Origin of the sequence: Rhodobacter capsulatus SB 1003 (assembly GCF_000021865.1) — a bacterium.
GTDB lineage: Bacteria > Pseudomonadota > Alphaproteobacteria > Rhodobacterales > Rhodobacteraceae > Rhodobacter > Rhodobacter capsulatus_B.
On the sequence record NC_014034.1, the window covers coordinates 3,136,941 to 3,160,937 of the forward strand.

Genomic DNA, 23,997 nt, shown 5'->3' on the forward strand with positions numbered 1-23,997 from the left:
CGGGCGCTTCGGGTCATGCGAGAGACGATCAGAAGGAAAAGCTGGCCTGCGGCTCGGCCTCGGCCCGGTCCAACCTGATCCGCGCGGCCAGAAGGTCCACCGCGGGCATCGCGTGGTGGAGGTCAAGTTTCATCACCTGAAACCACGTCTCCGCCTCACCTTGAGGTCTGGCCGTCCGTTCCTCCCGGTCGCGCAACCATTGCCCGGAAGCATACCTGGCGCACGATGCGCGCAACGCCTTGGCGGCGGCGGTGGCCGTCATGCTCGCATATGGCGCCTCGCGCGACAGAGCGAGAACGAGGGCGTTCCGCTCGGCGATTTTTGCCGTGAATGCCAGCGGCCTGCGGCCATCCCGAGGCCGCAAGCCGAGGTGAAAGTCCAAGAAATCGTGCTGGCCGAGATCGCTTTCGAGCCAATCGCGGATCAAAGCCGACAGTTCTCTGACCGACCGATCAAGGCTCATTTCGCCCATCTCCACCAATCGCGCCAGTGCCGATCCGATAGCAACTGGCCCGGCCGCAAGAAGGGCCATCGGGTCATCTGCACCCCATTCGGCCGAGGTCGCCCACGCAGGCAAATCGGGGCGCTGGATCCACGCGCAGTCCATCCGTTCAGGCACGTCTTCGTGGTCTATCTCGAAGCCTCGGAGGGCCTCTGGGGCCGAGCTGCTCATGCTGCCCCCCGCGCACGACGGCACGCGGTCAGATCAAAAACGGTCGCGCTCGGTTTCTGGGGCGCGGTCGGGAGGGGCTTGACCGGGACAGGGCCAAGGGCGGCACTTCCCCGGATCGCGATCAGTTCCAGCCGCACCGCAGTCGAGAGGTCTTCGATGCAGTGTTGCCGCATCAGGTCAGGTAGACGTTTCCGTTCCAGAACGCGCACGGCTCGCTCGCGCCAGTTGCGCCAAAGCGCCGTCGCCCCCGCCCGGTCGCCACGATCCAACAAAGGCACGAGCGACCGGGCGAAGGCACGCTCGTCGAAGCCGGGCAGCAGTTTCTCGCGCGTGCCCCAGATGACAAAAAGCTTGTCGTCGTCCATCAAAAGCCCTCCCGGCCGTCATCCTTGATCGGATAGCCTGCCGCCTCCAGCATGTCTTCGAGCGCCAAAATCGCCTCGGACGTCCTCTCAACTATCCTCACCGCGCGACGGAAATCGCGCGCTGCCTTTTCAGTGTGCGTGATGATTTCCGCGAGTTCGGGCATGTAGGACGAGGCGCGGATGGCACGGTGAAGCCCGGCGGCAACGACGCAGGCAGGCCAGCGGTTTTCGTCTGCTTCGATGGTCAGGGCCAACGTGAGCGAGGCCAGATAACCGCCGTGTGCCTCCTTGAGGTTCGGCTTCAGCGTAAGCAACGCGGCGATGCTTTCGGCGACATCAGGGGCTGCAGCCTTCTTCGCCAGCGTCGATTCGATCCGTTTGCCGGTGCTGACGAGCCATTCGACATCCGGCAACCGGGCGTATAACTCAGCAGCCTCAGCGGGATCGGACGGAATGCAAAGCCGTAACCCTGATGTGCTTTCCGCCCAAAGCCCGGTCAGTTCAGGGGCCAAAATTTCTCGGACAGCCCTAGCCGGGGCAAGGATGCGGCCGAGCGCATCTTGCGACGGCGCACGCTGCGCAGGGCTTTGCTCGATCTCGTTGCGCCCCGTTTCCAGATTTGTGGGGAGATTCTTGGTCGGTTCCATCGTTCGCCTCACCATTTATGCGATAGTTGCGCTGCGGCGTATTCAGCCAGCGCGGCAGCGTCAGGAACTGCGCCACCCCGGGGACTTGCAGAACGCGGGCGCGGCGGCGCCGGAATATCTGTCCAGCGTTTTTCCGCGAGCCAGTTCTTCGCCACTTTCGTAAAATGTAGCACGTCTCGGGGATCCTCGCCTGCATCGATTTTTGCGCGCAGCGACATGGCGTAAATTTCTGCGCCGCGGATGATCTGAGCCGGATCTTCGCCTGACGCGATGGCCGCCGCCCAAGCCGACTGCGCCGCAGATTTTGAGATGCGCTTGGGGTAGGTGCGCCAGAACACTTCAAAGCCGGTCGCGTCGATAATCTCTCCCGCCGCGGGTTCCATTACCGCGACGACTGCGGCAGCATCATCAGCTTGGGGGATATAGGGGGAACTCTCCCTAATATCTTCCAGTTGTTGAGGTCTAGTAGTTGGGGTTCGATTTTGTGGACTTTTATCCACCTGTTCGTGGACTTTATTCGAGATTAAGTCCACGTTCGTAGACTTTATTGCCTCATCGAATTGGTTCGATTTCGTGGACTTTATTGCGGGGATGATCGCCTGATAGGTTGCGGCGTCGCGGCCACGGCGCCGGTCTTCATCCGAACGTGACGACAGTTTCTGCGATGCCAGCGCCAGTAGTCCGGCGGCCTTGAGGCGCGCGATGACCCCAGCGGCGGCGGCGCGTCCCACGCCGAGGTCGGATTGCAAATCAGTGTAGGATCGGAAAAAGCGACCATCGTCGCCGACCCAGCGCAAAAGCAGAACGGCGGCGGTTACATCGAGGTCGCGCAGATCGTGGTGTCGTGTCGCGACCATTGAAGCGACCGCCTTGACCCACGCAACCCCGTTGAAATCACTCATGCTGCACCTTCACGCGGCAGTGTCGGTCGGAAGCAGGGTCGCCACGTAGCGGTCAAGCTCGATCTTCGCGACGAGGGATTTCCCGTGGATTTTCGAAAGGCGGATCTCGCCCGCGCTGACGAGTTCGTAAAACTTCGACCGCCCAAGGCGCAGCACTTCGCGGGCCTCGTTCACGGTCAGGAAGATGGGGGTGGTCATCGGTTGGGCTCCTGTTATCCGCGCCAATCCGCGTTGGCGCATTAATGTTTTTGCGCCCGAACCCCCTCACATGGCAAAGAAGGAACCTAAGATTTTTCCCCGAGGTTTTTTCGCGCGGCGGCTATCGTCTCGGGACGATCAAGCCGGATGGCATCGACCGCGGCCATTGCCGCGTCGATGATGCGCGCCACCAAATCGGCGTCGAAATTGTCAAGGGCAGAGCGCAGGCGCCAGTCCAGATCCTCGCGCCAGGCTTTGCGCGGCGCACCGTTCTTCCCGTTCGTTGCGTGGTCAATCGCCGCCAAATCGCGCGCAAGGGCTTCGGCGGCGACGGCGGCGGTCATGGCGTGCCCCGTCGCGGAAGCGGTCAGCGCCGCACCAAGCGCCTCACCCTGCGCCTGCACACGCGCGCTCAGTTCTTGCGCTTTGCGGGCAAAGTTCGCCACCTGTTCGTTCAGCGACTTGAATTCCGGTCGAGAAAAACCGCCAGACCGGGCGCGCAGCGCCCTGATCACCGCCGTCTCAACCTCGGGCGGAAGGCCACCTGATCTAGCAATCAAGACAATCTCGCGATCATGCAGCGCGGCGTTGATCGCGCACACTACAGCCGACAAGGCCGCCGCCTCGAATTGTGTTCGCGCCGCTGGTTCGATCAGGAACGGAAGATCGTCGTCACCATCCGTAGGCGCGCGGGGCGGGTATGCCTCGGGCATCCGCTCGGTGCGAACGGTTGCATCGGGCGAGGCGGTGATTTCCAGCACCCGCAGGTTTCCCACCGCATCATGCAGCAGGCCAGATAGGTCGATCCGCTCGGCATCAAGGCGAATGCGCATTCAGCCCTCCCCGCCCGCGGCCCGCAGCGGCACGACGTTTTCCGCGTCCGGCGGGGCAGCGACGAAAGCCGCCCATTGCTCCATAAGCACGCGGCGCCGGTCGAAAAGATCAGACCGAAGATAGGCCCTCACGGTCGCATCACCGATCTGGTGCGCCAGGGCTTGCTCGATCACGTCGAAGGGCGCGCTCGAACATTCGGCAGCCCAATCCCGAAATGCAGATCGGAACCCGTGAACCGTGGCATCGACGCCCATGCGCTTGAGAACCGCCCCGAGCGTCATGTCTGAAAGCTGGGCATGGCGCAGGCCGGGGAACACCAGCGCCCCCGGCCGATCTTCCGGGCGGCGCGGGCGCAGCGGCAGCATCGTTTCGATGACCTCCACCGCCCTATCCGTCAACGGGACGCGATGTTCCCGGCCTGCCTTCATCCTCTCACTCGGGATAGTCCAGACCCGAGCGTCTAGGTCGAATTCGCCCCATCGTGCGCCGCGTACCTCGCCCGAGCGCGACGCGCATAGGATCAGAAATTCTAGCGCGCGGGCGGCCACGCCCTCGCGGTCGGCCAGCGCGGTCATGAACGCGGGCAAGTCACGCCATGGAAGGGCCGTGAAATGACCTTTGCTCAGCACTCCATGCGCGGGTAGAAGCAGTGCAAGGTGGCCCTGCCAGCGCGCGGGGTTCAGCCCCATCGGGCGCAGCCCTTCGACCATCGCGGCATCGAGAACCTTTTCGATCCGCTGTCTGATCCGGCTGGCCGTTTCTCGTTTCGTGTTCCAGATCGGCCGGATGACGGTCAGCACGTCGTCCACTCCGACCTCGGCCACCGGGCGCTTGCGAAGGTCCGCGCAATAATCGGGGCCGGGCTTGGCCCGCCCGCCCTCTTTGACCTCGGGGCCGAGCAACGTGCTGCGCCACTGCGCACGGTGCTTGGCATTTTTCCAATCGCCCTCGCGCGCCTCGATGAACTGGCTGGCGTATTCCCCGAAAGTCGTCAGACCGGCTGCGGCGGCCTTGGCCTCGGCCTTGGCGGCCTTCTTGGCGTCGAGCGGGTCTTGCCCGGCGGCCAGCAGGCGGCGGGCCTCGGCGGCCTTCTCCCGGGCGTCGGCTAGGGACACGGTAGGGAAAGGCCCCAACCCCATTTCTCGTTGCTTGCCGTTGAGCCGATAGAAGAACACCCAGGAGCGGGCGCCACTCTTCGTGATGTTGAAATAGAGGTTCCCGCCGTCACTGTGCCGCCCGGGTTCGGTCAATGCAGCGATTCCGCGCGCGGTAAGTCGATTGATGCCAGCCATCCCCGCCCTCGCAATGTGCCGTCCCTAGCGTCCCTGATGGGAGGGGTCAGCAATCCCTAGCGCAATCCCTAACACAAAACGCGGATTCTGGCAAACCTGAGCGGACAAACGCAAACGCAGGAAGACGAAAAGCGGGGAATTTCCGTTGAAAAACCGGATATTAGCGGATCGCTTCGGATTTCTGCGGAAGAGGGGGTGGCGGACGGGATGGGATTCGAACCCACGAGACGGTTCCCCGCCTACACACTTTCCAGGCGTGCGCCTTCGACCACTCGGCCACCCGTCCGCGGCCGGGTTTAGCGGCAAATCTCCCCCCTCGCAAGAGGGGAGATCGCCCTTCAGCCCGTCTCAGCGGTCGTCGCCTTCCTCGGCGCCGTCGTTGTCCGACAGAACCGCAATCCCCTCGCCCGGCTCGGGACGCGCGGGCGCGGGCGCCGCCGCGATCGTGCCGTGGCCCACCACCATCTTTTCCGCCGGAGGCACGTAATCGGACCGCAGCATCTCGGGGTTGCGGATCCAGACATCGCGCTGCGGGAAGGGAATCTCGATCCCCTCGCGGGCGAACCGTTCCGCGATCTGGTGGTTCATCTCCGAATGCACCCGCAGCTTGAAGTTCACATCCGACAGGATCGCGCGGATCTCGAAGTTCAGACTGTCCGCCCCGAAGCCGGTGAAGACGGCAAAGGGCGGCGGATTCATCATCACCAGCGGATGCGCCTGGGCGATCTCGGCCAGCATCGCCTCGATCCGGCGGGTGTCATTGCCGTAAGCCACCCCCACCGGCACGATCAGCCGACCGGTCTTGTTGCCGCGCGTCCAGTTCGTCACCGCCCCCGAAATCAGATCGGCATTCGGCACGATCACATCGGTGCGGTCGAAGGTCTCGATGATCGTCGCGCGCACCGAGATGTTCTTGACGATGCCCTGACGGCCGCCGACCTCGATCCAGTCGCCTTCGGAAATCGGCCGTTCGACCAGCAGGATGATGCCCGAGACGAAGTTCTGCACGATCGTCTGCAGACCGAAACCGATGCCGACCGAGAGCGCCCCGGCGACGATCGCCAGCGACGACAGGTTGATCCCGGCGGTCGATATCGCGATCAGCGCCGCCAGCAGGATGCCGACATAGCCCAGCCCGGAAACGATGGCGTTCTGGCCGCCTTTGTCGATCGTCGTGCGCGGCAGGATCGACGCCTTGAGCGCGCCCTGAAAGATCCGCGTCAGCGTGTAGCCGATGGTGAAGACGACGGCGAAGGTGATGAAGGAGGTGGGCGAAATCCGCACCCCGCCCACCGAGATCCCGGCCTGGAACGAGGTCCAGAGCTCGATCAGATCCTCGACCCGCGCCCCCCAGATCAGCGCCAGAACCGGCATCGAAGCCAGCGACAGCAGGAAGCCCCCCAGCACCGGCAACAGCGCGTCACGGCGGGCTTCGGGGCCGGAGACGGTGACGTAAAGCTCGGCCAGGAAGCTTTGCAGCGTGATCACCAGCGCCAGCAGCCCCAGCGTCTGCACGGCGGGCCAGATCAGCGCATTGGCGGCGCTGACATAGCCGATCACCCCCAGCACCGGCCCGGCCACGGCGATCAGCAACAGCGCATTGCCAAGCCAGCGCAGCAGACCCAGCCGGAAGGCGCCGTCGGCCTCTTCGGCGAGGATCGCGCCATTGCCCTGACGGCGCAAAAGCTGCCCCATGCGGAACAGCGCCAGCGCCGCGAAGACCTGCAGCGGCACCTGCAGCACCGACAGCGCCGCATCGGCCTTGGCCGCGACATCCGCCGCGCGTTCCGAACCAAGCTCGCCCGCGCCGCCCAGAAAATCCTCGGCCCGGGGCGCGATCCACATTTCGATCAGCCGATAGGCCATGAAGGCCAGACCCAGCATCAGCGCATAGACCCGCCCCTCGGCGCCGGGGGTGATCACCCCCTCGCCCGCTTGCGGCGGAAACACCCGCGTGCCCAGCCAGCGCGCCGCCAGCACGACAAACAGCATCCCCGGCGCCAGCAGGTAAAGCGAGGACAGGATCGGCCCGAAGAGCGCCGTCTTCTCCAGCGCCGTCGTCGCCATCACCGCCCCCGCGGTGGGCAAAAGCACCTGCCCGAAGCTGACGATGCCGGAAATCAGATTGCGCCCGCGCATCGCGGTTTTCGTCAAAAGCCAGCGCGTCAGCCGCGCCATCCAGGCCCCGCCCCGCGCCAGAAGCAACAGCGCGCCCAGGATCAGGCCGATGATCAGGGGGGCATTGTCACGCGCGGTCTCGTAATTCACCGGCTGCGTGAAGCGCCAATGCGTCTCCTCATAGATCCATTCGCCCATCCAGCGCAAAAGCGAGGCCCCCGCGGGCCAGTTCACCGGATTGGCCACCGAGGGCGAAAGCCGCAACAGCTTGTCCGCCTGCCGTTCGCGGATCAGCTTGTCGATGGCACGGATGATCGCATCCGAGCGGCTTGCAGCCTCGGTCGCCGAGATCCCCGGCGCCTGAAGCTTTGAAAGCTGGGTGTTCAGATCGTCGCGGCGTTTGGCGATCAGCGGATCTTCGGGCGTGCCCTCGGCGGGGGGCGGGCCCAGCGCCGCGATCTGGCTTTTCAGCGTGTCGATCTGGCTGGCGTTCGTGCCCTGCGCCTCGGTGAAGGTGGTGCGCCATTTCACCATCTCGGCGCGCATGTCGGACAGCCGCGCATCCGAGATCTCGCCCTTGGCGACGGCCTCCTCGACCTGCGAGGAGGCCTTGGTGAAGGCCTTGTAATTCGGTTCGCCGTCGCTTTGCGCCGCGACGGGCAGCGCAAGGACCAGCGTCAGCAGAAGGACGCGCAGAAACAGGCGGGCGATCATCCTTCGAACACCTCCGGCACGGTCGCGCCGCGGCCATCAAGCCAGACCGGCACCGGCAGGCCCTTGGCATGCAGGAAGTCCGGGTTGAACAATTTCGACATGTAGCGGGTGCCGTAGTCGCACAGGATGGTGACGATGGTGTGCCCCGGGCCCATCGCGCGGGCCATGCGGATCGCCCCCGCGACGTTGACGCCAGAGGAGCCGCCGACGCAGATTCCCTCTTCCGAGAGCAGGTCAAAGACCACCGGCAGCGCCTCGGCATCGGGGATGTTGAAGCTCATGTCGGGGGTGAAACCGTCCAGGTTCGCGGTGATCCGGCCCTGCCCGATGCCTTCGGTGATCGAGCTGCCTTCGGATTTCAGCACGCCCGTCGTGTAGAAGCTGTGCAGCGCCGCCCCGTCCGGGTCGGCCAGCGCGATCTTCACGCCCTTGGGCTGCAGCGCCAGACCGACGCCCGCAAGCGTCCCGCCCGAGCCCACGGCGCAGACGAAGCCGTCAACCTTGCCGCCGGTCTGGTCCCAGATCTCCGGGCCGGTGGTTTCCAGATGCGCCTGCCGGTTGGCGGTGTTGTCGAACTGATTGGCCCAGACGACGCCATTCGGCTCGGTCTCGGCCAGGGCCGCGGCCAGACGGCCCGAGTAGCGGACATAGTTGTTCGGGTTGGAATAGGGCGCCGCGGGCACCTGCACCAGTTCGGCGCCGGCCAGCCGCAGCATGTCCTTTTTCTCCTGGCTCTGCGTTTCCGGGATCACGATCACCGTGCGAAAGCCCATGGCCGAGCCGACCAGCGCCAGACCGATGCCGGTATTGCCCGCCGTGCCCTCGACGATGGTGCCGCCGGGTTTCAGCGCACCGCGCGCGATCGCGTCGCGGATGATGTAAAGCGCCGCCCGGTCCTTGACCGACTGGCCCGGGTTCATGAATTCGGCCTTGGCGAGGATCTCGCAGCCGGTCAGTTCGGACGCCTTCTTCAGGCGGAGCAGCGGCGTGTTGCCGATGGCGGCGGCCAGGTCCTTGCAGATCATGTCTCTCCCTCGTCCCGGGGCATTGGGCCCGGTCGGGCAAGAGTAAAGGGCAAGCGGGGGCGCCTCAAGCCCCGAGGGCGGTTTTGCGCAGCTCCTCGCGCAGTCGTGCCAACCAGAGCGCGATCACGATCAGGGGTCCGGTCTCGATCTCGCCGCTGTCGATGAGATCCATCATCCGCGCGAAGGGCAGCCGGTGGCTGCGGATATCCTCGCCCTCCTCCTCCAGCCCGCCAAGGCCGGGGCCGGTCTCGGGCAGGTCGCACAGGCCGATGAAGCAATGGATATATTCGCTTTTCGCCCCGGGAGAGGGGTAATGCGACGGCGCCGGGATCAGACGGTCCAGCCGCACGCCCGCCTCCTCCTGTGCCTCGCGGCGGGCGGCCTCTTCGGGGGTTTCGCCCGCATCGACGCGGCCCGCGACGGTTTCCAGCGCCCAGGGGTTGGCATCGCCGCGGGCCAAGGGGCCGGTGCGGAACTGCTCGACCAGAAGCACGGTGTCGCGCAGGGGATCATAGGGCAGCACCACCGTCGCATCGCCCGAAACAAAGGCGGCACGCTCCAGCGCGGCACTCATCCCCCCGTCGAAGCGGCGATGGCGCAGCCGGTAATCCTCGATGGCGAAGAATTTCGCATAGGGCGTGGTCAGGCTCTCGATCACCACATCGCCCGCGGCCGGGGTCCGGCGCAGGCTGGCCGGGCGCGGCTGCGCGGCCCGCAGCCGCGAGGCGGCGCGGACCCGGATCATCGGATAGCGGGCGATCGCCGCTTCCGCAGAGACCTGCCCGCGCAGCGCCATCACCTCGGCCACGGCCAGCGTCGCCAGATCGCCCTTTTGCGCCGCCCAGTCGTCCAGCCGCCACAGCCGCCCCGGCGTCCAGCGCCGATCCTCGGGCAGATAGGCCAGCGCCGCGACCGGCTGCCCGGCGGCGTCGGTCACCGTCAGCACCTCCTTGCGGTAGCCGATTTCATACCAGTCGAGCACCTCTTCCTCGGCCGGGGTGACATCGGCCAGCACGCCCTCGACCCCCGCGGGGCCGGGCACCAGCAGCGGATAGCCCAGTTCGGTTCCCGCCGCGTCGCAGGCGTGCCGCACCTCGTAGCCCGGGGCCCGGGCCGGATGCAGCGCGGGCAGACGCCCGAGCACGGCCGAAAGCAGCGGCGGATGACCCAGAGTGCCGTAAAAGAAATAGAGTTTGCTCAATGACATGCGCCCATCCGCGGTTGGGGCGCGGCCTATCGCCAGCGTTTCCACGCCCATTCGGCCAGCATAGCGGAAAGCACGGCGCCGCAAAAGAGCGTGCCCAGCACCTCCAGCTTCAGCGCCTCGCTGCCCAGCCGCATCCCCTGTGCCAACACGTCGATCAGCGCCTCGCTCGGGCCGTCATAGCGGCCGCGGGACATTTCGCGCATCATCTGCAAGGCGCCCAGAAACACCATCGTCCAGACCAGAAGATAGATCGCCGCATGCACCCCGCGTTCGATCACCTTGACCCGGCCCCGGCCCGGGTTGCGCCCGATCACCCGCCAGCCCAGCAGCAGCCCGAACGAGGCCGCCACCAGCGCCAGCCCCTGCACCGCCGTCCCCGGCGGCAGCTTGCCACAGATCAGCTCTGCCGTGATGAAGCCCGTGGCCGCAAGACCAAGCGCCCCGAACAGCTTCGCCATCGTGGGCAGGCTCATCTGGGTGTCGCGAACGACGACTTTTTGCATCTCGACCTCCGACCGACAGGCTTAACCATGGCAATGGACTGGTATCGCAAAGGAATATGGCCAAATCAGGATGCAATCGTGGCAGCGCCGGTGCCGGTCTGGCCCGTCTTCGGCCGCGCCGCATAGGCGGCCAGCGCCCGGTCCCGCCCCGCGGCCAGATCGATCAGCGGCGCCGAGAGGGCCGCCCCCGGCACAAGCCCCCAGGACCGCGGCACGGCGGCAAAGAAATCCTGCGCGGTCTGCGGCGCATGGCGGTTGCCCTCGGCCAGCCAGGCGCGGCGGTAGCGGCCCTCGGGGTCGAATTTCTCGGCCTGGCTGGCCGGGTTGAAGATGCGGAAATAGGGCGCCGCATCCGGCCCGCAGCCCGCCACCCATTGCCAGCCCATCGCATTCGCCGCCGGGTCGTGATCGATCAGGCAGTCCTCGAACCACGCGAGCCCGATGCGCCAATCGGTCAGCAGATGCTTGGTCAGATACGAGGCGACGATCATCCGCGCCCGGTTGTGCATCCGCCCGGTCACATACATTTCCCGCATCGCGGCATCGACGATCGGCTCGCCGGTCTGGCCGCGCCGCCAGCGCTCGGCCGCGGCACTCTCGCCCGCCCAGGGGAAGCTGTCCCAGTCCGGCCGCCAGTTCTCCGTGGCAAGCCGCGGGTAGTAGAACATCAGATGCCAGGCAAATTCGCGCCAGACCAGTTCCTTGAGGAAGGTCTCGGCCCCCGCCCGGCCCTCCGCCATCGCCTGCGCCCCGGCGTGCCAGATCACCCGCGGCGAAATCTCGCCCCAGGCCAGGTGTTCCGACAGTTCGGACGTGGCGTTCTCGGCCAGAAAATCCCGCCGTGCCTGATAGGTCTCGATGCCCTCGCGCAGGAACCGCTCCAGCCGGGCCTGTGCCGCCGCTTCGCCCACCCGGGCGTATTTCGCCACGACCGCGCCGCCGCGCCGCATCGCCCGGCCAAGTCCCAGCGCGTCCAGGCTTTCGCCGCGCAGGACCGGCCCGGGGCGCAGCGCGGTGACGGGGGCCAGCGGCGGCGCCACCGTCAGGCCCCGCACCGCGCGCCAGTAGGGCGTGTAGACGCGATAGGGACCGCCCTGCCCGGTCTGCACCGCCCAGGGCGCAAACAGCAGCTGCCCGTCGAAGGACCGCGCCTCAAGCCCCTCGGCGCGCAGCGCGGTCTTCACCTCGGTGTCGCGCGCAATCGCCGCCGGGTCCAGATCGCGGCTCCACCAGACCGCCCCCGCGCCGCTTTCGGCCAGAACCTGCCGCAGCACCGCAAGCGCCGGGCCGCGGCGCAGCACAAGCGGCACGCCGCAGGCCGCCAGCGCCGGGGCAAAGGCCGCAAGCGCCTGTTCCAGCCGCCATTTCGGCGCCGCGCCATAGGCCTCGGCCAGCGGGTCAAGGATGAAAAGCGCCAGCACCGGCCGCCCCGAGGCAGCGGCGGCAGAGAGCATCGGATGGTCGCTCAGCCGGAAATCGCGGCGCAACCAGAGCAGGATCGGGGTTTCATCACGCATTCCCCCCAACTGGGGCCGCCAGAGCGGTTCGGCAAGGGGACACCGGGCCGCAAGGGTGGCGAAAGTTTCACTTGTTCGCACGCGACACGCGGACTAGCGTTTCGGCAAATTCAATCTCAACGGGGAACGCCACCATGAAGAAATCATCGCTTCTGCTTGTTTCGGCCGCCGCTGCGCTTGCGCTTTCGCTGCCCGCGAAGGCGGGCGAGTCCAGCCTGCTGGTCTTTGACTGGGCGGGTTTCGAGGTCGAGGGCCTGTATCAGGCCTACAAGGACAAATACGGCGACGCGCCGACCTATTCCTTTTATGGCGATGACGACGAGGCCTATCAGAAGATCGCCTCGGGCTTCAAAGCCGATGTCGCCCACCCCTGTTCGCAGATGGTGTCGAAATACCGCGATGCCGGGCTGATCGAACCCTGGGACCCGGCGAAGATCCCGGCTCTGGCCGATATCGACCCGAAATACCTCGATTCGCCGATCTTCAAGGATGACAAGGGCGTCTGGTTCATCCCGACCGACTGGGGCGCCGCCGCCATCGCCTACAACCCCGAGGAAGTCCCGGCCGAGGATGTGGCCAGCCTGCAGGTCTTCGTGAACCCGAAATATCAGGGCCGGATCTCGCTGCCGAATTCGTCCGATGACGTGTGGTCGCTGGCCTATCTGGCCACCGGCGTCACCGACTGGACCAAGGTCACGGACGAACAATTCGCCGCCGCCGCCGCCTGGCTGCGCGAGGCGCACAAGAACGTGCTCAGCTACTGGGCCGACCCGGCCGAACAGGCGCAGACCATGGCCTCGGGCGAGGTGCTGATTTCCTGGTCCTGGAACGACGGCGTCACCGCTTTGCGCAACGAAAACTACCCCGTCGCCTTCCAGCGCGAGGCCAAGGAAGGCTCTGCCACCTTCTTTTGCGGCTATGTGAACCTCAAGGACGGCCCCGGCGACGAGGCCCGCGCCTATGATTTCATGAATTCCTGGCTGCGCCCCGAAGCCGCCCGCGCGCTTCTGGACAATATCGGCTACGGCCATTCCAGCCTGAAGGCGATGGAGACGATCCCGCTGGAAGAACAGGTGACCGCGGGCATCGGCCCGGTCAAGGCGCCGATCCTGCCGCAGGTGCCGAACGATCCGCAGCAGCGCGAAAAACAGCTGGCCGAATTCGAAAAGATCAAGGCCGGGTTCTGAGATCACGGCAAGGGCGCCTTCGGGCGCCCTTCGCCTTGGCCCCGCGGCTTGACGGTTGCGGCCCGGGGTTCTATCGCCTTCGGGCGAAACCAGCGAAGGGGACAGGCCATGCAGATCGGAACGCGCAAGATCGGACCGGAGCATCCGCCGCTGGTGATCGCGGAAATCGGCATCAACCATGGCGGCTCGCTGGCCGTGGCGAAGGAAATGGTGCGTCTGGCCGCGGCCTCGGGCTGCGAATGCGTCAAGCATCAGACCCATATCCTCGAAGACGAGATGACCGACGAGGCGAAGCAGATCTTTCCGCCCAATGCCGATGTCTCGATCTGGGAGGTGATGGCGCGCTGTGCCCTGTCGCAAGACGACGAGATCGAGCTGAAGCGCTACACCGAAAGCCTGGGGATGATTTATCTTTCCACGCCGTTTTCGCGCGCGGCGGCGGAGTTTCTCGAAAGCATCGGCGTTTTGGCCTACAAGATCGGCTCGGGCGAGGCGGATAACCTGCCGCTCATTCGCCACATCGCGCGGCTGGGCAAGCCGGTGATCCTGTCGACGGGGATGCAGACGATCGAGACGATCCGGGCGAGTGTCGAGATTTTGCAGGCCGCGGGCGTGGACTTCGCGCTTCTGGAATGCACCAACCTTTACCCCAGCCCGCCCGAAATCGTGTCGCTGCGCGGGGTGAAAGACCTGCAAGACGCCTTCCCCGGCGTGCCGGTCGGCTTTTCCGATCACTCGATCGGGCCGGAAATGGCGCTGGCCTCGGTCGCCTTGGGCGCCTGCATTCTGGAACGGCACTACACCGACACGCGCTATCGCGTGGGGCCCGACATCATCAATTCAATGGACCCGTCAGAGCTGCGCCATCTGATTGATCGGTCAAAGGAAATCTGGATCGCCTCGCGCAACCCCAAGGAACGCACCGCCGCCGAAGAGCCGGTTTACCGCTTCGCCCGGGCCTCGGTCGTGGCGGATCGCGACCTGCCCGCGGGCCATCTGATCACCGAGGCCGACATCTGGGCCCGCCGCCCGGGCTCGGGCGAGATCGCGGGCTATGACTTCGACAAGGTGGTGGGCAAGCGCACCACCCGCGCCCTGCCCCGCAACACCCAGCTGAAATGGAGCGATCTGGCGTGACCGCCCCGCTGCCCGATCTGCCGGTTCAGGTGATCTCGCTCGCCCGCGCCACGGCGCGGCAGGCGCAGGTGGCGCAGGAATTCGCCCGGATCGGGATGGGATACACGATCTTCGAGGGGATCGACGGCGCCGCGCATCAGGCGGAATTGCTCGGCCGCACCGATCTGGCCGCCTGGCATCGCAACATGGGGGCGCCGATTTCGGCCGGGCATATGGGCTGCTATGCCTCGCATGTCGAACTGTGGCGCCAGATCGGCGCCGAGGGCCCCGAGATCGTCTTGATCTGCGAAGATGACGTCACCTTCACCGCGGACTTCCCGCAGGCGCTGGCGGCGGGGCTGGCGATGGCCGAGCGCTGGGACATCTTGCGGTTTTCCTGCATCCGCGCCAAGGGGCGGCTGCCGCAGGCGCGCCTTGGCCCCTTCACGCTGATGGCCTATTGGGGGCCCTTCACCGGCAATGGCTGCTATCTGATCAAGCGCGCGGTGGCGGCGCGGCTGACCGAACGCTTCTATCCGATCCGCCGCGCCCATGACCACGAGCTGAACCGCTTCTTCGACCATGACATCAGGCTGATGGGGCTTGAGCCCTTTACCGCGCCGCCGCGCGACCGGGGCGAAAGCTTCATCACCGGCACTGCCATGGCCGGGGCGAAGAAATTCCCGAAATACAAGCGCCTGCCGCATTACCGGCAGAAGCTGGCGAATTACGCCCGGCGGCTGATCTGGCTGGCGCGGCACGGGCTGCTTTCTTTCCGCCGCGCAGGAGGGTAAACGGGACCCGGTTCAAGGTCGTTTTTCAAAGGAGTGTTCAGCATGGTCCCCGCCTGGAAAATCAAGCGCGAGCTGAACCGGATCAAGGATCAGATCCTGCAACTCCCCGGCACCCTTGCCTCGCTGCCCGGACGCCTGCGCGAACCCGCCCGCCGCGACGCCTATCTGCGCGATTTCGACCGGGTGACGCAACGCCATGCCGGGCGGTTGCCCCTTGGCCAGAAGATCGCGATTTTCCTGATCTATCAACCGCATGGCATTTCCCCCTCGACGATCGCGACCTGCAACTGGCTGATTTCCGAAGGCTATGCGCCCTTCCTTGTGCTGAACTGCCCATTGGCCGAGGCCGACCGGGACCGCCTGCTCGGTCTGTGCTGGAGCCTGCTGGAGCGGCCGAATTTCGGCTATGATTTCGGCGGCTATCAGGATGCGATCCGGCTTTTGAACCGCGACGGCGCCCGGCCCGAACGGCTGATCGTGATGAACGACAGCATCTGGGCGCCGATGCGGAGCGACCTGCTGGCGCGGATCGAGACCGATTTCGCCGAGGCCGACATCTGCGGGCTGCTGCATGACGAAAAGGTGATCCACGACACCCGCGGCGGCATGCCGAGCAAGCGCAGCCATATCGAAAGCTATTTCTACCTGATCCGCCGCAGCGCCTGGGATCATCCGGCCTTTCAGGCCTTCTGGCGCGACTATCAGATGACCGATTACAAGCCGCATACGATCAAGCGGGGCGAGATCGGCTTTTCGCGGCGGATGATGGCGGCGGGGCTGCAGCTGGATGCCTATTCGCGCCGCGAAGTGTTCCTGCAACGGCTGCGCGAAAAGGACGATGCCTTCCTGCGCCAGACCCTGAAATATGCCGCCTATGCCGATGCCGACCGGATCAAGGCGGCCCGGCGCATCGCGGCGCTCGACCCGGCCAGCCCGGGCTGGCGCGAAGCGGTGCTGGACCACATCCGCCGCACGGTGAACCGCAAGCGCTTCAACGCCTGCTTCCCCTTTGCCAATGACCATATCTTCGGCACCGCCTTTCTGAAGAAAAGCAGCGAGCCGATTTTTGCGAACATGCGCGCCGCCTATCTGCGCGCGCTGGAAGAGGGGATGGTGGCCGAGCCCCCGGCCGAAATCCGCGCCGAGATCGCGGCGATGGTCGCAAAGGCAGCGGGGGCGGGCAAACAGCGCTGAGCGGGTCAGCGCCCGCCGTAGCGCAGCCAGTAGTCGCGCATCCAGCCCACCGGGCCGCGGCCGATATTGGGCAATTCGCCCCACCAGCCCTTGCGGATCAGATCCAGCGGCCGCGGGCGACCATGGAAGGCCAGAACCTTGGCGCTGGCGGGCGGGCGCCGCACCGGCAGCACGGTGCCCAAAAGCGCCGGCGGGCGCAGGTGGCGCTTGAAGCTGATCACCCAGTCGGCAGGCCAGCAGGTGACGGAATGCGCAAAAGCCGCGACGCAATTCTGTTCCAGCCCGAAACGATGGGCATGGCCGTTGCGATCCTCGTTGAAGCGCTCATAGATCTGCGGCTCGGCGCCCAGGGTAAAGGCGAACAGGCAGGTGCCCGGTTCCTCGGGGCCCTTGCCCGCGCGCGGCTTCCAGTTCGCGCCCATGTCGGTGGCGATGAACGGGGCGGGATGGTCGAAGAAGGGCGTCAGATCCGACAGGATCATCATGTCGAGATCGATGAACAGCGCCCGGCCACGCAGCCCGTAAAGATCGCGCTGAAACACCCCGATCTTCGGCCAGCCGCCGATCTGCCACAGATCGGGGCGCAGACCGAATTCGGGCACCGGGAAGCAGTCCACCCCCGGATCGATCCCGGTCGCGTCATCGGTCAGGCAGACGAAGCGGAACGGCCCGGGCAGATGCGCCCGCACGGCGTTGAAAAGCACGTTCACGTAATCGGGGCCGTAAAGCGTCCCCCATTTCATGCACAGAACGACGCGATCCATCCTGCTCTCCCCTCTGCCGACCTTGTGCCGCATTATAACCCTTCCGCCGGGGGCACAAGCAATGTAATGGCGACCCGAGCAGCGCAGGAGAAACAGCCCGGAATGACCCGCGAAATCCTCTTCGTCACCGGCACCCGTGCCGATTTCGGAAAGATCGAGCCGCTGGCGCTGGCCGCCCGCGACCGGGGCTTCAAGGTGTCGTTTCTGGTCACCGGCATGCATATGCTCGACCGCTACGGCCTGACCAAGATCGAGGTGCACCGGGTGCAGGGCGCCACCGTGCATGAATTCCTCAACCAGCGCGAGGGCGACCCGCAGGACACGATCCTCGCGAAATCGATCATCGGCTTTTCCGACATTTTCGCCGAATTGCGCCCCGATCTGGTGGTGTTTCACGGCGACCGGATCGAGGCTTTGGCCTGCGCGCTCGTCTGTGCCACGAATTACATCCGCTCGGCCCATATCGAGGGCGGCGAGGTCTCGGGCACGATCGACGAGGTGTTTCGCCATTGCAACACCAAGCTGGCCGCCTGTCATTTCGTGTCGTCCGAGGCGGCGGCGAAGCGGGTGATGACCCTGGGCGAGCCTGCCGACAGAATTCACGTCATCGGCTCGCCGGAACTGGATTTCCACGCCCGGCCCTCGGGCGTGACCCTGCCCGAGGTGCTGAGCCGCTATGACATTCCGTTTGACGATTACGGGGTGACGCTGTTTCACCCGGTGACGTCGGAAGCCGCGACGATGGGGCGGCAGGCGGCGGATCTGTTTGGGGCGTTGGAAGCCTCGGGGCGGAATTTCGTCGTCATCGCGCCGAACAACGATCCGGGCTCGCGCGAGATCTTTGCCGTCCTGGAACAGCTGCCGCGGGAGCGGTTCCGGCTGATCCCCTCGATGCGCTTTGCGCATTTTTCGGAACTGATGAAACACGCCGCCTGTCTGGTCGGCAATTCGAGCGCCGGAGTGCGGGAGGCGCCGTTTCTGGGCATCCCCTCGCTCGATATCGGCACGCGGCAGACGAACCGGGCCGAGGCGCCGTCGCTGTTTTCGGCGGACGCGGCCGAGCGGGAGAAGATCGCTGCGTTTCTGGCGACCGAATGGGGCAAGCGCTATCCGCCCCACACCGCCTTTGGCGAGGGCCGGGCGGCGGAGCGCTTCCTTGAGGTGCTGGCCGACGAAGGCTTCTGGCAGGGCGGGCTGCAGAAGACCTTCGCCGATCACGGCTGATCTCAGCCCATCTCCATGTCCACCTGTCCGGTGAAATGCCGGGCGGACCAGGCGGCCGCCACCATCTCGTTCACCGGGCGCATCGTGGTGAAACGCGGCGCGAGCGGGGACAGATCCGCCCCCGGGCCCTCGGCGATCAGCCGCAGGAAGTCGCGCATCGCGGCCAGGAACATGTCGTTGCGTTCAAAGACATAAGACTGGCTGGTGCGGCGGCCGGGGGTCTGGAAGGCGATCTCGGGGGTCAGGAAATCGACCTCGATCAGGCGTTTGAGCCCCACCAGCCGGGCGCGGCGGATGAAGACCGGCGAGAGGTAATCCATCGACACGGTGCCGACCGGCCCGCCTGCAGATGCAAGCATCAAGGTGGTGGCGAAATCGACGCCGGGGAACGACGGATGGCCCAGGCTTTCGGCCCGTGCAAGCGTCAGGCCCGGAAAAAGCACCATCGCCAGATCGACCTCGTGCGAGAGGTCAAGCAGCACCCCGCCACCCTGGGCCCGCGCGGCGTAGCTGTCGGCGAAGCGCCAGTTCGCCCGCCATTGCCGCACGTCATGGCCGATCTCGAAGGAGAAGCGGTAGATGTCGGAGAGGTCTTCCGCGGCGAGCGCCTGCAGCGCCGGGTTGTAGCGCATCATGAAGCCGATCAGGCTGCGATCCGCCACCGGGGCGGCGGCGGCATAGATCGCCGCGACCTGTTCGGGCGTGTAGGCCAGGGGCTTTTCGACGTAAAAGGGCAGGCCCCTCTGCGCGCAGATCTCGATCAGCTCGAGCCGGATCTGGGTTTCGGTGGCGATCACCACGCCATCGAGATCGGTGCGCGCAGCGAAGGCTTCGGCATCGAAGCTGCGCCAGGGCAGATGGCTGACGGCGCAGCCCAGCATGGCCAGATTGGCCGCATGCCGCCGCCCGATCGAGCCCGCGCCGATGACGGCGATATGCGCGCTTACCACGCCGAGAACCCGCCATCGACATTGACCAGCTGCCCGGTCATGTAACCCGCCCCCGCCGAGCACAGGAACAGCATCGCATCGGCGATTTCATCGGGCTTGGCCATGCGGCCCATCATGATCAGCTCGCCCACGCGGCGCTGGAATTCCTCGGAATGGTTGTTGAAGACCGCGCCCGGGGCGATGGTGTTGACGGTGGCGCCGCGCGGCGCCCAGTAGCCCGCGAGCCAGACCGTCAGCCCGTGGATGCCCGCCTTGGTCACGCCGTAAGCCGAGAAATTCTTGAACGGCATGCCGTCATAGATCGGGTGATGCGCGCCGTTCAAAGCATACATCGACGCCACATTGATCAGCGTTGCCGGCCAGCGCCCGACGATATCGCGGTCCATCTGCCGGGCCACCATGAAGGCGCCGGTGAGGTTGGTGCGCAGGGTGCGTTCGAAATCCGCGACCGAGGTATCGGCGAAATCCGGGAAGGGCTTGCCCGCGCCCATCAGCATCTCGCCGGTGATCGCGGCATTGTTCAGCACCACGTTCGGCTCCCAGCCATCGGCAAGAACGCGTTTGAAAATCTCGGTCACCTGCGCCTCGTCGCCCACGTCGAGATCGTAGAAGCGGAAGGCCGCGTTGCCCGCATGGGCCGCCTGCAGCGCCTCGGCCCGGTGCCCCGGCAGATCGGTCGCGACGACCCGGGCGCCTTGGTCCAGCATCCGGCGCACATAGGTTGATCCCAGCACGCCGCCCGAGCCGGTGATGAAGATGGTGCGGCCCGCAAGTTGCCCGGTCATGTCAGTTTCCCTCCGTCAGACGGTCGTTCATCAGCATTTCGACCAGCCGGAAATCGAACGGCGTGTCGATGTCAAGGCAGCGCTCGGGCGGCATCTCGAAGGGGATCACCCGGCCTTCGTAGATCGTCTTCGCCCGGCGCAGATAGTCGGCCGACAGCACATAGGTCGAGGCCGCATGTTCCCAGACCTTGGGCGCCGATTGCCGCGACCAGACCCCGCCCGGCAGCGGTTTCGAGACATGCAAAGCCCCGGTCTCGTCGGCCTCGACCAGGTTGAAATAGGGGTTCTTGCGCGCCTCGCAGACGCTCATCACCATGTCGGGCTTGTCCTGCGCGAACAGATCGAGGGCGCCATCCAGATCTTCGGGCAGGCGCAGGGGCGAGGTGCAGTCGAGATCGACAAAGGTGGTGACGGGCTGCCCCAAGGCCGCCTGCCCGGCCTCCAGCGCATGTTGCCAGACGCCCCATTTCGGCGCCGCATCGGTGGCCAGATGCACAGGCCGCAGCCCGATATCCAGCGCCCCTTTCGCCAGTGCATGGTCATAGATGCGTTCGTCATCGGTCGAGACGACGACGGCATCGATGCGCGGATTGGCGAAAAGCTGGTCCAGCGACCAGTCGATCAGCGGCTTGCCCGCGATCGGACGGAAGTTCTTGCCGGGCACGCCTTTCGAGCCCTTGCGTGCGCCGATATGGCCCAGAATCATGGTTGTTCCCCTTGCCGCAGACGGGCGTTCAGGTCGGTGTAATAGGCGATGATGCGGGCGCGGACCGGCCCCAGGGCGCGGTCCGACCAGATCAGACGGCGGCCCTTGCGGTCGGCGATCTCGGCGCCTTCGGGAAGGGTCGAGAGTTCGGGGCCCTTGACCTCATTGCCCGGCAGGGTGATCGCGACAAGCCCGGCCCAGCGGCGCCGCAACCAGGGCAGACGCGCCCGCAGATGGATCAGCCAGCGCCAGGGCCACATGAATTCGGTCGGGAATTTCACCGCCAGCCGCTTCGGGATCGCCCGCAGCTGCGCCTGGGCCGACCAGGAAATGAAGCGCTCATCCGCGATCATCGGGCGCAGGCCGTTGTAGCCATGCGCCGCATGCAGCCGTTCATAGCTCGTGGCGATATGGTGGCAATGGGCCGGGTGAAAGACGACGATCGAGGAATTGCCGCGCGCGTAATGCCGCCCGCCGCTGAGCCGGTGCAGCGCCCGCCCCAAAGGCCCGAAAGGCAGCACGACGCTTTGCAGCATCGCCATGCGATCCGGCCGGTCGAGCAGGTCCAGGAACCGGGTGACATCGCCCAGCACCAGCGTGTCGATATCAAGATAGATCGCGGGCAGATCATCGGGCAGGACACCCGGCGCGAACATCGCCAGCTTCGCCTGACAGCCGCCCGCCAGCATCGGCGGCGACAGGTAGAACTCGGGGAAGCGCCGCAGCAGCACTTGCGGCAGCAGGCCGGGCCGGTCGCGGTCGGAAATCAGCACGACACGCGGCGGCCTCGAGGCCCGGGCCAGCACGGTCTCGATCAGGGCGTTGAGTTCGGCGACCGGATATTTCGTCCCCCACAGGATCACCACGAGCTGCCAGCGGGGGGCATCTTGTTGCACGGGCGGGCCTCGTTGGATGGGAAAGTCGCGCGCACCATCGGCGCGGGGGGGCGGAAAGTCAAGCCGGGCGGGATCAGGCCACGTCCCAGTCGTCGTCATTGGCGCAGCCGCCGATCGCCAGCCAGTCCGCGCGGACGCGGGCGACGCGGGTGTCGCCCCAGGTGCGAAAGACGATCACGAAGCCCTCGGCCGTCACCATGTCGGCGGAAATGTCCATGCGCGGATTGTGCTTCTGGTCGATGTCCCACATCGACAGCGACACCTGCACCGCCGGGATCTCGCGGAAGGCTTCGTCGAACACCACCAGCCTGCGCAATTCGCGCGGGCCCTCGCCCGTCCACATCACGCCGCCGTCCAGATAATCCGAAAACAGCACCAGCGATCCCTGGGCCACGCCGATCCGGGTCGAGGAAAACTTCTTCATCCGTTCCTGTCGCTCACTCCGGCTGCCTGCACCTTCACGCTAATATGCGGCGCGGCAAGACAAAAGCAAAAAGCAAGGGCCCCGGCGCGATGACCGGGGCCCGAGATATCCGGCGGGATGTCCCGTCAGAGATTGATGTGCGAGCCAAGCGCTTCCATGTCGGCCAGCATCTTCGCGGCGGCATCGGCCACCGACGGATGCGCGGCGTCCGCGACTTTCTTGGCCTCGGCCAGCATCTCGGCATGAACCGCGGCGGTCAGTTCCGCCCGGGTCAGACCGCGCTCGGCCAGAACGGTCACCTTCTCGCCCGAAACCTCGGCGAAGCCGCCGGTCACGGCGTATTCGGCCGTGCCCGCGGCGCTGACCACGGTCAGGATGCCGGGACGCAGCGAGAGGATGACGGGCGCATGGCCCGGCATCGCCGTCAGATCGCCTTCCACGCCGGGAAGACGGACCTCGCTCGCGGCAACGGAGGCAAGCCTCCGTTCCGGCGACACGAGATCGAACTGCATGGTATCGGCCATGGTTCCCCCTTACGCCGCAGCGGCGAGGCGCTGGGCTTTCGCGATCACGTCATCGATGCCGCCGACCATGTAGAAGGCCGCTTCCGGCAGGTGGTCGTATTCGCCCGCAACCACCGCCTTGAACGACTTGATGGTGTCTTCGAGCGGAACCTGCACGCCGTCCGAGCCGGTGAAGACTTTCGCCACGTCGAAGGGCTGCGACAGGAAGCGCTGGATCTTCCGGGCGCGGGCCACCGTCAGCTTGTCTTCTTCCGACAGTTCGTCCATGCCGAGGATGGCGATGATGTCCTGCAGCGACTTGTAGCGTTGCAGCATCCCTTGGACGTCACGGGCGACCTGATAGTGCTCTTCGCCGACGACTTGCGGGTCAAGGATCCGCGAGGTGGAGTCGAGCGGGTCGACGGCCGGGTAGATCCCGAGTTCCGAGATCGCACGCGACAGAACGGTCGTGGCGTCGAGGTGGGCAAAGGACGTGGCCGGGGCCGGGTCGGTAAGGTCGTCGGCCGGAACGTAGATGGCCTGAACCGAGGTGATCGAACCGGCTTTGGTCGAGGTGATGCGTTCTTGCAGCGCGCCCATGTCGGTGGCCAGCGTCGGCTGGTAGCCCACGGCCGAGGGGATACGGCCAAGGAGCGCCGACACTTCCGAACCGGCCTGGGTGAAGCGGAAGATGTTGTCGACGAAGAACAGCACGTCGGTGCCCGACTGGTCGCGGAACTGTTCCGCCAGGGTCAGGCCGGTCAGCGCCACGCGGGCACGGGCCCCCGGGGGTTCGTTCATCTGGCCGTAGACCAGCGCCACTTTCGATTCTTCGAGCTTCTCGAGGTTGATAACGCCCGATTCGATCATCTCGTGGTAAAGGTCGTTGCCCTCACGGGTCCGTTCGCCAACGCCCGCGAACACCGAGAAGCCCGAGTGCACTTTCGCGATGTTGTTGATCAGTTCCATGATCAGAACGGTCTTGCCCACACCGGCGCCGCCGAAGAGACCGATCTTGCCGCCCTTGGAATAGGGGGCGAGCAGGTCGATCACCTTGATGCCGGTGACGAGGATCTGGCTTTCCGTCGACTGCGCCGCGAAATCGGGCGCGGGCTGGTGGATCGCCCGGGCTTCGGCTTTCGACACGTCACCGCGTTCGTCCACCGGCTCGCCGATGACGTTCAGGATGCGGCCCAGGGTGGCGTTGCCCACCGGAACGGTGATCGGGCCGCCGGTGTCGGACACGGCCGCGCCGCGCACGAGACCCTCGGTCGCGTCCATCGCGATGGTGCGGACGGTGTTCTCGCCCAGGTGCTGCGCCACTTCGAGAACGAGGCGCTTGCCGTTGTTGGTGGTTTCAAGGGCGTTCAGAATCGCCGGGAGGCCGTCTTCGAACTGCACGTCGACGACGGCGCCGATGACCTGGGTCACTTTGCCTTTGCTTGCCATTCTCTTCTAT

The 23,997-nt window shown here is 65.9% G+C and carries 25 protein-coding genes and 1 tRNA gene; 5 read left to right on the plus strand and 21 right to left on the minus strand.

Annotated elements, in window-relative coordinates; all coding sequences use genetic code 11:
* Nucleotides 1–28 precede the first annotated feature (28 nt).
* The 13 genes from RCAP_RS14560 to RCAP_RS14615 form a co-directional block, all read right to left on the minus strand.
* Nucleotides 29–673, minus strand: coding sequence for a hypothetical protein (locus RCAP_RS14560; protein WP_013068647.1), 645 nt, complete (start codon nucleotides 671–673; stop codon nucleotides 29–31).
* Nucleotides 670–1,038 (minus strand): hypothetical protein, encoded by a 369-nt coding sequence (locus RCAP_RS14565; protein ID WP_013068648.1) that lies wholly within the window; start codon nucleotides 1,036–1,038, stop codon nucleotides 670–672. The genes RCAP_RS14560 and RCAP_RS14565 overlap by 4 nt, the downstream gene beginning before the upstream one ends.
* Nucleotides 1,038–1,685, minus strand: a complete 648-nt coding sequence (locus RCAP_RS19400; RefSeq protein ID WP_013068649.1) for a hypothetical protein — start codon at nucleotides 1,683–1,685, stop codon at nucleotides 1,038–1,040. The genes RCAP_RS14565 and RCAP_RS19400 overlap by 1 nt, the downstream gene beginning before the upstream one ends.
* 8 nt (nucleotides 1,686–1,693) lie before the next feature.
* The gene (locus tag RCAP_RS19405; protein ID WP_131618324.1) at nucleotides 1,694–2,587 is read right to left on the minus strand and encodes a hypothetical protein; all 894 of its coding nucleotides are present in this window, start codon (nucleotides 2,585–2,587) and stop codon (nucleotides 1,694–1,696) included.
* Nucleotides 2,588–2,596: 9 nt separating this feature from the next.
* Nucleotides 2,597–2,785, minus strand: a complete 189-nt coding sequence (locus tag RCAP_RS14575; protein WP_013068651.1) for a helix-turn-helix domain-containing protein — start codon at nucleotides 2,783–2,785, stop codon at nucleotides 2,597–2,599.
* Nucleotides 2,786–2,871: 86 nt separating this feature from the next.
* Nucleotides 2,872–3,618, minus strand: coding sequence for a hypothetical protein (locus RCAP_RS14580; RefSeq protein WP_013068652.1), 747 nt, complete (start codon nucleotides 3,616–3,618; stop codon nucleotides 2,872–2,874).
* On the minus strand, nucleotides 3,619–4,911 hold the full coding sequence (locus RCAP_RS14585) for a tyrosine-type recombinase/integrase (RefSeq protein ID WP_013068653.1): 1,293 nt from the start codon (nucleotides 4,909–4,911) through the stop codon (nucleotides 3,619–3,621).
* A gap of 196 nt (nucleotides 4,912–5,107) precedes the next feature.
* Nucleotides 5,108–5,197, minus strand: a tRNA-Ser gene (locus tag RCAP_RS14590).
* Between the two features lie 62 nt (nucleotides 5,198–5,259).
* Nucleotides 5,260–7,743, minus strand: coding sequence for a DUF3772 domain-containing protein (locus tag RCAP_RS14595; protein ID WP_013068654.1), 2,484 nt, complete (start codon nucleotides 7,741–7,743; stop codon nucleotides 5,260–5,262).
* On the minus strand, nucleotides 7,740–8,768 hold the full coding sequence (locus RCAP_RS14600; RefSeq protein WP_013068655.1) for a cysteine synthase A: 1,029 nt from the start codon (nucleotides 8,766–8,768) through the stop codon (nucleotides 7,740–7,742). Before RCAP_RS14600 ends, RCAP_RS14595 begins: the two co-directional genes overlap by 4 nt.
* Before the next feature lie 64 nt (nucleotides 8,769–8,832).
* Nucleotides 8,833–9,975: an NUDIX domain-containing protein gene (locus tag RCAP_RS14605; RefSeq protein ID WP_013068656.1), complete on the minus strand. Its 1,143-nt coding sequence runs from the start codon at nucleotides 9,973–9,975 to the stop codon at nucleotides 8,833–8,835.
* Between the two features lie 26 nt (nucleotides 9,976–10,001).
* Entirely contained in the window at nucleotides 10,002–10,478 is a 477-nt protein-coding gene (locus RCAP_RS14610) for a TrgA family protein (RefSeq protein WP_013068657.1), read from the minus strand.
* A gap of 65 nt (nucleotides 10,479–10,543) precedes the next feature.
* Entirely contained in the window at nucleotides 10,544–11,995 is a 1,452-nt protein-coding gene (locus RCAP_RS14615) for a cryptochrome/photolyase family protein (RefSeq protein ID WP_013068658.1), read from the minus strand.
* 134 nt (nucleotides 11,996–12,129) lie between these two features.
* On the opposite strand from RCAP_RS14615, the gene RCAP_RS14620 reads away from it, so the two are divergent.
* From RCAP_RS14620 to RCAP_RS14635, 4 genes are all read left to right on the plus strand, one after another.
* Nucleotides 12,130–13,182, plus strand: a complete 1,053-nt coding sequence (locus RCAP_RS14620; RefSeq protein WP_013068659.1) for an extracellular solute-binding protein — start codon at nucleotides 12,130–12,132, stop codon at nucleotides 13,180–13,182.
* Nucleotides 13,183–13,290: 108 nt separating this feature from the next.
* Nucleotides 13,291–14,319 carry an N-acetylneuraminate synthase family protein gene (locus tag RCAP_RS14625; RefSeq protein WP_013068660.1) on the plus strand — a complete coding sequence of 343 codons (1,029 nt, stop codon included), beginning with the start codon at nucleotides 13,291–13,293 and terminating at the stop codon, nucleotides 14,317–14,319.
* Nucleotides 14,316–15,092 (plus strand): glycosyltransferase family 25 protein, encoded by a 777-nt coding sequence (locus tag RCAP_RS14630; protein ID WP_013068661.1) that lies wholly within the window; start codon nucleotides 14,316–14,318, stop codon nucleotides 15,090–15,092. The genes RCAP_RS14625 and RCAP_RS14630 overlap by 4 nt, the downstream gene beginning before the upstream one ends.
* 42 nt (nucleotides 15,093–15,134) lie before the next feature.
* A complete protein-coding gene (locus RCAP_RS14635) occupies nucleotides 15,135–16,286 on the plus strand; it encodes a rhamnan synthesis F family protein (protein WP_013068662.1) in 1,152 nt (383 codons plus the stop codon).
* 5 nt (nucleotides 16,287–16,291) lie between these two features.
* Here the strand turns inward: RCAP_RS14635 and RCAP_RS14640 are convergent, their stop codons facing one another.
* Nucleotides 16,292–17,050, minus strand: a complete 759-nt coding sequence (locus RCAP_RS14640) for a hypothetical protein (RefSeq protein ID WP_013068663.1) — start codon at nucleotides 17,048–17,050, stop codon at nucleotides 16,292–16,294.
* Nucleotides 17,051–17,152: 102 nt separating this feature from the next.
* On the opposite strand from RCAP_RS14640, the gene neuC reads away from it, so the two are divergent.
* Entirely contained in the window at nucleotides 17,153–18,274 is a 1,122-nt protein-coding gene (gene neuC / locus RCAP_RS14645) for a UDP-N-acetylglucosamine 2-epimerase (protein WP_013068664.1), read from the plus strand.
* 2 nt (nucleotides 18,275–18,276) lie between these two features.
* On the opposite strand, the gene RCAP_RS14650 is transcribed toward neuC, so the two are convergent.
* From RCAP_RS14650 to atpD, 7 genes are all read right to left on the minus strand, one after another.
* Nucleotides 18,277–19,224 (minus strand): Gfo/Idh/MocA family protein, encoded by a 948-nt coding sequence (locus RCAP_RS14650; RefSeq protein WP_013068665.1) that lies wholly within the window; start codon nucleotides 19,222–19,224, stop codon nucleotides 18,277–18,279.
* Entirely contained in the window at nucleotides 19,218–20,009 is a 792-nt protein-coding gene (locus RCAP_RS14655) for an SDR family NAD(P)-dependent oxidoreductase (protein ID WP_013068666.1), read from the minus strand. The genes RCAP_RS14650 and RCAP_RS14655 overlap by 7 nt, the downstream gene beginning before the upstream one ends.
* 1 nt (nucleotide 20,010) lies before the next feature.
* Complete coding sequence (locus RCAP_RS14660) at nucleotides 20,011–20,715, minus strand: acylneuraminate cytidylyltransferase family protein (protein ID WP_013068667.1); 705 nt, start codon at nucleotides 20,713–20,715, stop codon at nucleotides 20,011–20,013.
* Nucleotides 20,712–21,611 carry a hypothetical protein gene (locus tag RCAP_RS14665; RefSeq protein WP_013068668.1) on the minus strand — a complete coding sequence of 300 codons (900 nt, stop codon included), beginning with the start codon at nucleotides 21,609–21,611 and terminating at the stop codon, nucleotides 20,712–20,714. Before RCAP_RS14665 ends, RCAP_RS14660 begins: the two co-directional genes overlap by 4 nt.
* Before the next feature lie 73 nt (nucleotides 21,612–21,684).
* Nucleotides 21,685–22,035, minus strand: coding sequence for an H-type lectin domain-containing protein (locus RCAP_RS14670; RefSeq protein ID WP_013068669.1), 351 nt, complete (start codon nucleotides 22,033–22,035; stop codon nucleotides 21,685–21,687).
* Nucleotides 22,036–22,160: 125 nt separating this feature from the next.
* Nucleotides 22,161–22,559: a F0F1 ATP synthase subunit epsilon gene (locus tag RCAP_RS14675; RefSeq protein WP_013068670.1), complete on the minus strand. Its 399-nt coding sequence runs from the start codon at nucleotides 22,557–22,559 to the stop codon at nucleotides 22,161–22,163.
* 9 nt (nucleotides 22,560–22,568) lie between these two features.
* On the minus strand, nucleotides 22,569–23,987 hold the full coding sequence (gene atpD / locus RCAP_RS14680) for a F0F1 ATP synthase subunit beta (protein WP_013068671.1): 1,419 nt from the start codon (nucleotides 23,985–23,987) through the stop codon (nucleotides 22,569–22,571).
* Nucleotides 23,988–23,997 lie beyond the last annotated feature (10 nt).